The sequence below is a fragment of the Deinococcus arboris genome (assembly GCF_009755355.1).
Classification (GTDB): Bacteria; Deinococcota; Deinococci; order Deinococcales; family Deinococcaceae; genus Deinococcus; species Deinococcus betulae.
The window spans coordinates 39,547-50,928 of the sequence record NZ_WQLB01000006.1; the positions used below are offsets into that span (position 1 = coordinate 39,547).

Here is an 11,382-nt window from a genome sequence, read left to right on the forward strand (position 1 = left end):
CCCCGCACTATACGTGCCGGGCTGGGCAGCCTTGTGGGCCGCGCGGCGGCGCCCAGGACTAGGGCCGTGCAGGCGCCGCCACAATTGGGTATCCTCGGGGACCCTCAGTTCACCGCTTCCCACCTGCCTTCAGGAGACTTTCTTGGCCCCCACTGCCCTTTCCCTGTCTGTCCTGAACGCCCTGAGTCCGGCGGCTTTTGCCGCCCATTTTGCCGGGGTGCTGGAACATTCGCCGCACTACGCCGCCCAGGTGGCGGCCGGGCGTCCCTTTGACACGCCTGAAGCGCTAGCCCAGGCCTTTGCCCAGGCCGCCCGCAGCGGGTCGCCGGCCGAGACGCTGGCCCTGATTCGCGCCCACCCCGACCTGGCCGGCAAGGCCGCGCTGGCCGGTGATCTGACCCCGGAAAGCGCCCACGAGCAAGCCAGCGCTGGCCTGGACCGCCTGACCCCCGAGGAATACGCGGAGTTTCAGGCGCTGAACGCGGCGTATCATGAGCGCTTTGCCATGCCCTACGTGGTGTGCGTGCGCGAACAGACCAAAGCCAGCATTTTCGAGGGTGCCCGGCGCCGCCTGACCCACACCCCCGAGCAGGAACGTGGGGCGGCCTTGCACGAGATTGGCCGCATTGCGCGCCTGCGTGTCCTCGACCTCATTCACAGCCAGGAGCAGCCATGACGGTCAAGGTCAAACTGGGCGACAACAATTATGGCAAGGCCGATGTGCGGCTGTTCAAGGTTTTTCGGGACCGGCCCCAGCACGACATCAAGGATGTGCAGGTGCGCGTAGCGGTCACCGGAGATTTTGAGGCCGCCCACTCGGTGGGTGACAACACGGGTCTGGTGGCCACCGACACCATGCGCAACCTGGTCTACGCCCTGGCCCGCGACGGCCTGACCGGCAGTATCGAGGCGTTTGGGCAGCACCTGGCTGCCGAGCTGATGGCGCGTGGCCCGCGCGTGACAGGAGCCAGGGTCACCCTGACCGAACACACCTGGGCACGCCTGATGAGCGGCGGCCAGCCGCACGACCACTCGTTCGTGCGCCAGATGCCCAAGCACACCGCGACTGTTGAACGGACAGCCGGCGACACCCAGGTGGAAAGCGGGATTGACGACCTGTATCTGCTGAAAACCACCAACAGCGGCTGGGCCGGCTTTCACCGCGACGAATTCACGACCCTGCCCGAAACGCATGACCGCATTCTGGCCACTGTCGTGAGCGCCCGCTGGACCTACCGCACCCCCGACTGTGACCACGACGACGTGTGGCAGCGGGCGTATACGGCGCTGCTGGACGTGTTCCCCGACCACTACTCGCCCAGCATGCAGCACACCCTGTACCGGCTGGGCGAGGCGGTGCTGGACCGCTGCCCCGAGATGGAGCGCGTTCATTTTTCGTTTCCCAACCGGCACCACATCCTGTACCCACTGGAGCGCTACGGCATGACCAACCCCGGCACCATCTTTCATGCCGACGCCGAGCCGTACGGGGTTATTGAAGGCTGGGTGGAGCGGGCGTGAGCGGCGCTGGCCTGAGCACCCATGTGCTTGACACTGCGCGGGGGCGCCCAGCGGCAGGCGTACGTGTGCAACTGTTCCGCGCCGCCGCCGAACGCGAACTCCTGCGCGACACCGTGACCAATGCCGATGGCCGCACCGACGGGCCTTTACTGGCGCCCGGCACCTTGCAGGCCGGCACCTACGAACTGGCCTTTCACGTCGCGCCCTATTTTGCTGACCTCACGGCAGAGCCGCCCTTTCTGGACGTGGTCACGCTGCGCTTCACCGTGGCGGGCACAGACGCGCACTACCATGTGCCGCTTCTGGTCTCGCCGTGGTCCTACAGCACCTACCGGGGCAGCTAAAGGCAAGGCGGCGCTGGCGGCCAGCGACGACTGAACCAAGTGACCTTCCAAACACCTACAGTCGCCCTGAGCAGCGGCTACGCTTCGACCCTCGCGCCTTCTGCTTTCACCCTTTGCCCCGCCACATAGACGGTGTTCACCCTCAGATCGGGCGTCAGCAGGGTCAGGTCGGCGCGCTGGCCAGCGCTCAGTTCGCCCCGGTCTGTCAGGCCCAGCGACCGTGCTGGGGTGAGGCTCAGCATGCGGCTCACCTCATGCAGCGACACGCCAAGGGCCACAGCGCTGCGCAGGGCCGCGTCCATCGTCAGCACACTCCCGGCCAGGGTGCCGTCGGCCAGGGTGGCGCGGCCCCCCTGCACCTGAACGGGCTGGCCGCCCAGTTCGCTGGCCCCGTCGCCCAGCCCGGCGGCCCGCATGGCGTCTGTAATCAGCACCACGCGCCCAGGGGCCGCTGCACGGGCCAGCAAGAACGAGGTGTTATGGACGTGCAACCCGTCCAGAATGACCTCCAGGGTGGCGTCGGGGTCGGCCAGCAGCGCTCCGGCCGGACCGGGCGCCCGGCCTTCAATGCCTCCCATCGCGTTGAACAGGTGGGTGGCGCAGGCCTGCCCACCCGCCTCACGCACCACCCGGAGCGCGGCCTGCACGGTCTCGGCGTCGGCGCGGGTGTGGCCGATGCCCACCCGGACCCCGGCCTGTGCAAAAGCCTGGGCCGCTGCCAGCGCGCCGGGCAGTTCGGGCGCCAGGGTGACGGCCCGCACCGCGCCCGTCGCCAGCACCTGCGCCACCCGTTCTGGCGTGGGGGCCAGGGCGCACGGCGGCTGCGCGCCCAGCCGGTCTGGGCTGATGAAAGGCCCCTCCAGGTGTGCGCCGGGCAGATCGGCGCCGCCGGGAACGCCGCCGGCGCGCCGGACCTCGGCCACGGCGGTCAGGGCACGCAGCACCTCTGGCCAGGGATTGGTAATGGTGGTCGGCAGCAGCGTTGTGGTGCCGCACGCGGCATGAAAGCGGGCCAGAGTGCGAATCCCCTCGGGGCCGTCCATCGTGTCGCCGCCCGCTCCTCCGTGAACATGGGTGTCCACGAAGCCGGGCAGAATCAGCGTGTCGCGCGGCGCCTGCGCGTCGGGCACGACCGCCTCAATCTGGCCGCCGCGCAGGATCAAGCGGCCCGGCTGAAGGCCACCGGGCAACACCAACACACCACGGAGTTCTGCGGGCGAATGAGCGGGGTCGTGGGTCATGAATTGGCCTGCATCCTAACGGGAAGCGCGGCCCCCCGGCGGCCCGGTGCGTAAACAAGGTGTCAACCCAACACACAAGGCGCTCTGTTCAGGGCAGAATAGAGGGGCTATGGCACGAGTGAAAACAAAAGATGAGCGCCAGACCACTTCCCCCTTTGACGCCTTTGACGGGCTGATGGCGACGGCGGCCCTGGACCCGCAAACCCGCGCCCTGGCCGAGGGCGGCGCCGATACTGACGCGGTCAATGCCGCCCTGAGCGAGACCCTAAACAGCGCGCTGCGGCGCTGGGGCCTGGGCCTGCACCACCTGCGCCATGAGGCCCAGGTCACCGACAGCGGCCAGGACATCGCCATCCTGACGGGCGGGCGGCAGACAGCCCTGGTCAGCGAGGGGCCCGCAGCCCTGGCCCGCGCCCTGGAAGCGATGGGCGCCGCCGACGAGCGGGGCCTGAGCCTGTGGGGCGTGCTGGGCGAAGGTCACCGCGTCCCTGGCGACACGCCTTTTGCCCGCCTGCGCGTCCTGATTGAAGACGCCCGTGACTTCGAAACCGAGTGGACCCCGGCGCGCGGCGGCGCCTTTCACCGCACCTGGCGCACCGGCGACACCCTGTTTGTCGAAGTGGCGCGCCCCGCTTCGCCGCAAACCGCCCTGTCGGACGCCGCCTGGGACGTGATTACCAGCATCAAGGACCGCACCTTTCAGCGTGAGCTGATGCGCCGCAGCGAGGAGATGGGCATGCTGGGGGCCCTGCTGGGCGCCCGCCACGCCAGCGCGCGCAACAACCTGGCGGCTCTGCCGGATGCCCACTTCACGGTGCAGGCGACCATTCAGACCCTGAGTGGTCCGCAGGCCCGCCAGGCCGAGGAATACCGCACTGCCCTGCGTCTGGCCACCGAGGAACTGGACGCCCTGCAGGGTCAGGCCACCCGCCAGCTGGCCGAGGTGCTGCGCCACGGCCTGAAAGACAGCTGAACGGCCTGGCGATGATTCGGCAGTAGACCGCTACAGTCTCAAGCGCGGACCTCAGAGCGGTTAAGGACTGATCCCTGGCAACCGCTCTGAGGTAAACAAAGGGAATGGCCCAAAGAGGCGGAGGCGTCCAGGTTCGCCGTTCTCCTTAGGATCGCGCTGGCAGCCGGTTTGTAAGGCTAGCGCAGTGAGGATATGACGCTGGAGGACAGACCAGCGCCCTTGCAAGCTCTTGTGACAAGGGCCGGCGGCGTGCCACAGGCAAAGTCGCGCGTCGCTGGACTCAAGAGCGCCGCCGGGGACGGCTCTGCCAGAGCCACAAACACATGCAAAAGCAGGGACGCCGCTGGCGTCCCTGCTCTGTGTTCCCGCATCTTTGGCGTTGCCCTTCGCTAGTCTCTCTCCTCTTCAGGCTCTGGAGCATTGAGCCAGGAGCTGCTTCCTGGCACCAACGCCATATCACACAGGGCCAGGAACGCCCGGTCGTCAGGCTGAGCGCTGACGCCCAGGGTCCAGGTGCCTGCGGGCAGCTCCCCCAGCAGGTAATTCACGGCCCGCTCCGGCCGGATGGCACCTGGCAGCAGGGTCAGGCCCAGCGGGTCGCGCGTCAGGCGCAGGTCCTGTCGAAAGGGAGCGTCCTCAAGCCACTCGGTCAGGCCAGCCTGGGCCTGATCCAGCGCCAGCGCCAGGCCGTAAGGGTCGCGCAGCCGCACCAGCAGCGGGCGGCCCTGCCGTTCGGTGACCGTCACCTCTAGCCCCAGCTGGCCCAGGGCGTTCAGGTGACCGGCCGCCTGGGCCGCCAGCGACAGCGCCGCCTCGGTGTCGGCCTGGGCTTCCAGGGTCAGCCTCCGCCACGCCGCGTCTTCCTGACCGTCGGGGGTGAGGATAAGGGCGCCGTACTCCAGCACCTGCCAGGACGTGAAGGCGGCCGGGACAGCCAGCAGCTCTTCCTCGTTCAGACCGGTCACGGGAATCAGGTCGGCCTGGCCCAGCAGCGTGCCCAGGCCGCTTGCTAGGTGACTCAGGTCAGCGGTCTGGGCCGGGTCGTACAGGGTGCCCAGGGGATTGAGAAAAACAGCAGTCATACGCCCATGCTAGAGCCTGCCGTTTCCGGCACCGTTACCCGCCCGCCACCGCCAGGGCAGGCACCCGCGCGGCCGGGGCGCCCGTGGCCTCCAGGGTCCAGTCCAGAGTGCTGCCCAGGGCCTCTATCTGACTGAGCAGGTCCAAGATGTTGCCGGCCACCGTGAACACGTCCAGGGGATGAGCCCGCTCGCCGTCTTCCAGCCAGAACCCCTCGGCCTGCAAACTGAAGTCCCCGGTGTAGGGGTCGGCACCAGCGTGGCCGCCCTTAACCTGCGTGAGCAGCAGCCCGGTCACCCCAGCCGTCACCGCCTCATCGGGGGTGGTGCCCGGCTGAATGGCCAGGTTGCTGGCCCCCACCCCTACCACGCCCTGATAGCCCAGACGCGCGGCGTGGCCGGTGCTGTCCAGCCCCGCGCGGGCGGCCGTCTGGGCGTTGTGCATGAAGGCCTTGAGGCGGCCGCCTTCCAGCAGTGTCAGGGGCGCGCTGGGACAGCCTTCGGCGTCAAAAGCGCGTGACCGCAGCCCCAGGGGCAGCGTGGCGTCGTCCACCAGGGTCACCAGGTCACTGGCGACCACCTCGCCCAGCCGGCCGGCCAGTGGGCTCTTGCCTTCCTCGACCATGCGCCCGCTGAACATGGAGGCGAACAGGCGCAGCAAGTCGGCCAGACATTCGCCGGTAATCACCGCCGGAAAGGTGCCGGTCGGCGCGGGGCGCGCCCCCAGCAGCGCCAGGCTCTTCTGAGCAGCGGTCAGGGCGGTCTGGGTGGGGTCCAGGCCCGCAAAGTCGCGGGTGAACTGCCAGTCGCCGCTCATGCGGTTTTCGCTTCCCTCACGCGCCAGCGGATAGGCGTAGGTCAGCGCGTGCAGGGCGCGGCCTTCACGGCGCAGGCCCTCGGTGTTGCCCACCAGGGTCTCGGTCTGGCTGTCCTCGTAGCCGGTATAGGGCACACTGGCCACGCGGGGGTCGTGCCTGCGGGCCGCCTCTTCCAGTTGCAGGGCCACCGCCACTTTTTGCGCGGCGGTAACGCCGCTGAGGCCTTCGCCCCAGGTGTCCACGCTGGGCGGCGTGCCCCAGGCGCGCAGGGCTGCGCCCGCTTCGGGGGCCACCAGTTCGGCGTTCTGCACCGCCGAGCGCAGCGCCCGTTCCAGCGCAGGCCGCGACAGGTTCTCGGTGAACGAATAGCCCCAGGCGCCGCCCACCAGCGCCCGCAAGCCCACCCCCTGCTGCGTCGAGACCTTAAATTCACTGACCTCGCCGGTGTGCGCCTCAATGCTGGTCGCGGCTGTGCGGCGCGCGTACACCTCCAGGGCCACCCCCTGCGCCTGCGCGGCCGATAGCAAGTAGGTGCGCGCGGCGTCCAGACTCAGCTGCTCTGCTCCGTTCAGATCGGCGCCGGTCATGCGCGGCCTCCCACGGTGATTTCGCTGAGCAGAATGTGGGGTTGCCCCACATCGGTGGGAATGCTGCCCGACACGCTGCCGCACATTCCCTGCCCCAGCGCGAGGTCGCCCGCCACCCCCACGATGTTCTGCAAATCCTGCGCGCCGTTGCCCACCAGTGACGCTCCCTTGACCGGTTCGGCCAGTTCTCCGCCGCGAATCATGTACGCCTCGTGGACCGCAAAGTTGTATTCGCCGGTGCCGGGCGTCACGCTGCCGCCGCCCATGCGCCGGGCGTACATCCCCAGGTCCACCTGCCCGATCAGGCCCTCAGGGGTCTGGTCGCCCCGGTCAATAAACGTCGAGCGCATGCGGCTGGCGGGCGCGAAGGTGTAATTCTGACGGCGGCCACTGCCGGTGCGGCGGTGCCCGGTCTGCAACTCGCCCACCCGGTCAGCCAGGAAGGATTTCAGAATGCCGCCCTCAATCAGGACCGTGCGTTCGGCGGGCATGCCCTCGTCGTCCACGTTGACCATGCCCCAGGCGCCCGGAATGGTGCCGTCGTCAATGGCCGTTACGCAGGGGTGGGCAATGGCCTGCCCCAGCCGGTCACCGAACACGCTGGCGTCCCTGGCCACGGCGGTCGTTTCCAGAATGTGCCCGCAGGCCTCGTGAAAGATGACCCCCCCGAACTCATTGCCGATGACCACAGGAATCTTGCCGGCCGGGGCGTGGCGGGCGCGCAGCATGGCCCCGGCGATGCGGGCGGCCTCGGCGCCGATGCTCTCTGGGGTTACGTCCTCGAAATACTCCAGGCCGCGCCCCGCGCCAGGGCCATAGAACCCGCTCTCGCGCAGGAGGCCGTCCTGGGCAATCGCAGACACCGACAGGCGGGTCCACACGCGCTCGTCTTCGGCCCACAGGCCTTCGGAGTTGGCCACCAGCACGCGCTGCACCCGGTCCAGGTAATTCACGTCCACCGTTTTGACGTCGGCTGCGCCCGCAGCGGCCCCGTGGGCGCGGCGCATCAGAGCCAGCTTGGCCTGGCTGCTGGCCTGAAGCGGGTGGTCGCGCACCACATACAGCGGGCGCGCGGACGCCCTGCGGAAGTCCAGCCCGCCGCTGCCGCCGGCGCTGACCTCGCCCTGCCCGGCCTGCGCGCTGGCCAGATCGGCGGCTAATTGCCGCAGGCCGCCCGGCGTGACGTCATTGGTGTAGGCGTAGACCACGCGGGTGCCGTACAGCAGGCGCAGGCCCGCGCCGTACAGGTTGCCGCCGCCCGCGTCGCGCACCTCGCCCTGGTGCAGCCGCAACTGGGTGCTGAGGGTGTCCTCGACAAACAGCTCGGCAAAGTCGGCGCCGCCCGCCCGCGCCCGCGTGAGCACATCCGCGCAGAGGGTGGGGTCCAGCAGTGAGGTCGTCTGAAAGGTGGTCATCTGTGGGGACTCCTTGTAACCAGAGGCCAGAAGGCCAGAGTTGAATTGAAGAACCCAGACAGCATGCCGCACCGAGCGCTGCTTTGCCTCCGCAACCTGGCGTAACCGCAGCAGGACGGGGCTGGCCATATCGGAACAGCCACTCTCGTACGCTGCGGTCTATGGGATGGAGGCTGGCGGTTACCCCTTTCATCTGGAAGAGCACTGCTGAGCCAACGCCGTCCCTCTCAGCCCACTGGCACGCTCGCCTGTCGTGCGGCGCTGCTTTCCAGGCTTTAGACGGCACAACCAAATTGCCCGTACACCTCGTCAGCCTCCGTGCAACCCGCTTTTGAACCCACCACACACTCGATTGCCCATCTTGGCGCGCGGCAGGCCAGTGCTATTCTGGCCTGGAAGTTCCCTCTCTGTCCGCGCTGTTCAAGCGGGTTGTCGGGTCTCCCCCTGTGGTGACTGTCAGACGCCCACATGATCCAATGTTGAGGCACGGTTCAGCGCCGCGCCGACCCCAGGAGGACCGTGTGATGCCCAGACTGCTTGCCCGTCAAAGCTGGCTGACCCGTTACCAACCGGGCGAACTGGCACTGGGGGCGGCCTACGTGGCCGCGTATCTGCTGCTGGACCGGGCTTCTAAACCCTTTGAAGCCTACGACGGTATCTCGCTGTGGTATCTGCCCTACGGCCTGTTGCTGGCGGTCTGGCTGCTGTACGGGCTAAAAAGTGTGCCTTTCGTGTGGCTGGGCATCGTGCTGGTGGACGCCCTGAGTGGGTATCCCGTCAACCTGCTTATCAACCTGCTGAGCGTGGTGGGCTTTGCACTGACCATTGGCCCCCTGGCCCGCCTGCTGGGCCTGGACCCCCGGTTGCCGCGCCTGGCCGACGTGCTGAACCTGGCGGTGCTGGCGCTGGGGGTGGCCTTCGTTTACGGTCTGGTCACGGTCTACGCGCTGGTGCTGGCCGGCATTCTCGCCCCAGAGGCGGTGCGCGCCATCCTGCCCGTCTGGTGGGTGGGCGACCTGGTTGGGGCGCTGGTCCTGACCCCTTTTGTGCTCGTGTGGCTGGCCCCGCTGAAGCGCCAGGACTTGAGCTTGCGGGAATTGCCTGCCCGCCTAGCCGGCCCCCTCAGGGTGCGCGGAGCAGAGCTGCTGGCGCAGGCCCTGAGTCTGCCGCTGACGGTGTGGCTGGTGTTTGCTGTAGCGCCGCTGCACGACTGGCACCTGTTTTACCTGTGTTTTCTGCCGGTGGTGTGGATCGCGCTGCGCTGCGGGCTGCCCGGCGCCACGCTGGCCGTGGTGGTCAACAGCGCCCTGATTGCCGGGGCGGTCTGGCTGACCGGCGACCGCGTCGAGAGCCTGGTGCAGCTTCAGGTGCTGGTGGCCGCGCTGTCGCTGACCGGGCTCATCCTGGGGCAGCAGCAGAGCGCCCAGCAGCAGATGCGGGCCCAGCGCGAAACGCTCTTTCAGGCGCTGAACGCTGCCCACGTCGAAATTATCGGCCGCCTGACTGCCGCTTTAGACTGGCGCGACGGGCACACCGGCGACCATACCTTCCGCATGGCCAGCCTGTGCGGGGCCATTGCCCGCCAGCTGGGCACCGACGCGGCCACCTGCGAGCGCATCGGCCTGGCGGCGCTGCTGCACGACCTGGGCAAGATAGGTATTCCGGACGCCATCCTGCACAAGGCGGGCCCCCTGAGCCCCGACGAATGGGCCGTGATGCGCCGCCATCCTCTGATTGGCGGCGAACTCCTGCGCGAAAGTCCGGCCCCGGTCGTGCAACTGGCCGAGCAGGTCGCCCTGACCCACCATGAACGCTGGGACGGCACCGGTTATCCCCAGGGCCTGCGCGCAGAGGAGATTCCCCTGGCCGGCCGCATTGCCGCCGTGGCCGACGTCTATGACGCCCTGACGAGTGACCGCCCCTACCGCCTGGCCTGGTCGCAGGATCGGGCGCTCAGTGAACTTCAGCGTGGGTCGGGCACCCAGTTCGACCCGGCGGTGGTGCGCGCGCTGCTGGCGGTGCTTCAGCAGCCTCTGCCCGTGCCTGTCGCCCTCAGAAGTGACCTGGAACCACTGCTGGCCTTTGCGCCGCGCGGCACGCCAGCTGATTGACACTGCTCCTTGGAAGCGCAGTGCCGCAGTCAGAGAGCGATTGTTCGCCTCGTGGAAGAGCGTCGCTACCAGCAGTCGTCATACCGTGGAGAGCCTCTCTCCCCAGCGCACGCTCAATGGTGTTGGGTTTACTCAGAGCGGATACATGCGCTGCTGACACTATTTGAACCGTCTGGAGCAATGTCAGGTACAGCGCATCTCTGACCGCCGCGCAACCGGGAGAGCCAGAAGGCTTCTGCAGATCCGTTCCAACGTGTAAGCCGGACAGACGCAACAAGCCGCCAAGTCATGAGACTACTGGCGGTTTGAACTCGGGCCATCTGGGTTCTACCCGCCAATATTGACGGTAGGCGCACCCATGACGATGGTGCCGCCGTGCACGGTCATATCGCCCTGGCGGGCCGCTGGCATCTTGTTGATAAAGACCGTGGCGCTGCCGCGCGCAATGGTGTCCGGCGGGCCAACACAGACACACATGTCGCCCACGCGCGCAGCCGGCATCCGGCCAATCATGACCGTGGGGCTGCCCTTGCTGATGGGCCCACCCACATGCGGCGTGTTTCCTGTGACCATAGGGCAGGTGTGGTTGTCACCAATGCGCGCGGCTGGAGGCATGGGCCCAGTGTACCCAAACGCTTTGTGCATTTCCCAACAGACCGGCACCCGGTTTCTGAGTCATAACTCAGGAATGGCGCGGCCCCGACAGATTAGCGACGAACAGATTGTGGCAGCGGCCCAGGAAGTTTTTCTGGAACAGGGATTTTCGGCCACCACGGCGGCCATTGCCCGGCGGGCCGGGGTGTCTGAAGGCACCCTGTTCAACCGCTTTACCAGCAAAGAGGACCTGTTTGCAGCGGCCATCGGCCTAACGAACTACGGCCAGTGGCGGGCGGCCCTGCTGGAAGCGGCTGGTCAGGGCGAGGTCCGGCGCAATCTGGAGCGCGCGGCTCTGAGCATGCTGCACGAGGCCGAGCAGCTGGTGCCCCGGCTGATGGTGGTGTTCTCGCGCGGGCATGATCCCAGTCACAACCCCATGCTCGACCGGCTGGATGACCCCATGCGGGCAGACGCGGGCGTGCTGGCCGCCTACCTGCAGGCCGAGGTGCGCCTGGGCCGTCTGCGGCCTCTGGACGCCGACATCGCGGCCCTGACGATGGTGGGCGCCCTGACGCATTACATCCACCAGGAACAGGTGATGCCCCCGGCCGGGCGTGCCCCTATTGAGGCTGGACGCCTGGTGCGCGGCCTGCTGGACGTGCTGTGGCCAGGATTGGCGCCGTGACCCGCACGCTG

At 68.1% G+C, this 11,382-nt stretch carries 11 protein-coding genes; 6 read left to right on the top strand and 5 right to left on the bottom strand.

Features of this window, described 5'->3' with window-relative positions:
• Positions 1 to 142 precede the first annotated feature (142 nt).
• Genes uraD through uraH form a run of 3 tightly spaced genes read left to right on the top strand, consistent with a single transcriptional unit; the run spans position 143 to position 1,865 of the window.
• The gene (gene uraD / locus GO986_RS22830) at positions 143 to 676 is read left to right on the top strand and encodes a 2-oxo-4-hydroxy-4-carboxy-5-ureidoimidazoline decarboxylase (RefSeq protein WP_157458420.1); all 534 of its coding nucleotides are present in this window, start codon (positions 143 to 145) and stop codon (positions 674 to 676) included.
• Positions 673 to 1,521: a factor-independent urate hydroxylase gene (gene pucL / locus GO986_RS22835; RefSeq protein ID WP_157458421.1), complete on the top strand. Its 849-nt coding sequence runs from the start codon at positions 673 to 675 to the stop codon at positions 1,519 to 1,521. Before uraD ends, pucL begins: the two co-directional genes overlap by 4 nt.
• A complete protein-coding gene (uraH, locus tag GO986_RS06215; RefSeq protein ID WP_224572789.1) occupies positions 1,518 to 1,865 on the top strand; it encodes a hydroxyisourate hydrolase in 348 nt (115 codons plus the stop codon). The genes pucL and uraH overlap by 4 nt, the downstream gene beginning before the upstream one ends.
• Before the next feature lie 77 nt (positions 1,866 to 1,942).
• Here uraH and nagA read toward each other — a convergent pair whose 3' ends face one another.
• Positions 1,943 to 3,106: an N-acetylglucosamine-6-phosphate deacetylase gene (gene nagA / locus GO986_RS06220; RefSeq protein ID WP_157458422.1), complete on the bottom strand. Its 1,164-nt coding sequence runs from the start codon at positions 3,104 to 3,106 to the stop codon at positions 1,943 to 1,945.
• A gap of 109 nt (positions 3,107 to 3,215) precedes the next feature.
• On the opposite strand from nagA, the gene GO986_RS06225 reads away from it, so the two are divergent.
• Entirely contained in the window at positions 3,216 to 4,079 is an 864-nt protein-coding gene (locus tag GO986_RS06225; RefSeq protein ID WP_157458423.1) for a DNA repair protein, read from the top strand.
• Positions 4,080 to 4,468: 389 nt separating this feature from the next.
• Here GO986_RS06225 and GO986_RS06230 read toward each other — a convergent pair whose 3' ends face one another.
• Genes GO986_RS06230 through GO986_RS06240 form a run of 3 tightly spaced genes read right to left on the bottom strand, consistent with a single transcriptional unit; the run spans position 4,469 to position 7,978 of the window.
• Entirely contained in the window at positions 4,469 to 5,161 is a 693-nt protein-coding gene (locus GO986_RS06230) for an HAD family hydrolase (protein WP_157458424.1), read from the bottom strand.
• A 34-nt stretch (positions 5,162 to 5,195) separates the two neighbouring features.
• Positions 5,196 to 6,563: a TldD/PmbA family protein gene (locus GO986_RS06235; protein ID WP_157458425.1), complete on the bottom strand. Its 1,368-nt coding sequence runs from the start codon at positions 6,561 to 6,563 to the stop codon at positions 5,196 to 5,198.
• Positions 6,560 to 7,978, bottom strand: a complete 1,419-nt coding sequence (locus tag GO986_RS06240) for a TldD/PmbA family protein (protein ID WP_157458426.1) — start codon at positions 7,976 to 7,978, stop codon at positions 6,560 to 6,562. The genes GO986_RS06235 and GO986_RS06240 overlap by 4 nt, the downstream gene beginning before the upstream one ends.
• A gap of 524 nt (positions 7,979 to 8,502) precedes the next feature.
• On the opposite strand from GO986_RS06240, the gene GO986_RS06245 reads away from it, so the two are divergent.
• The gene (locus tag GO986_RS06245; protein WP_198170445.1) at positions 8,503 to 10,089 is read left to right on the top strand and encodes an HD domain-containing phosphohydrolase; all 1,587 of its coding nucleotides are present in this window, start codon (positions 8,503 to 8,505) and stop codon (positions 10,087 to 10,089) included.
• Between the two features lie 327 nt (positions 10,090 to 10,416).
• Here GO986_RS06245 and GO986_RS06250 read toward each other — a convergent pair whose 3' ends face one another.
• On the bottom strand, positions 10,417 to 10,704 hold the full coding sequence (locus tag GO986_RS06250; protein ID WP_157458428.1) for a PAAR domain-containing protein: 288 nt from the start codon (positions 10,702 to 10,704) through the stop codon (positions 10,417 to 10,419).
• Positions 10,705 to 10,777: 73 nt separating this feature from the next.
• Between GO986_RS06250 and GO986_RS06255 the strand changes: the two genes are divergently transcribed.
• Positions 10,778 to 11,371 carry a TetR/AcrR family transcriptional regulator gene (locus GO986_RS06255; protein ID WP_157458429.1) on the top strand — a complete coding sequence of 198 codons (594 nt, stop codon included), beginning with the start codon at positions 10,778 to 10,780 and terminating at the stop codon, positions 11,369 to 11,371.
• Positions 11,372 to 11,382: the final 11 nt, after the last annotated feature.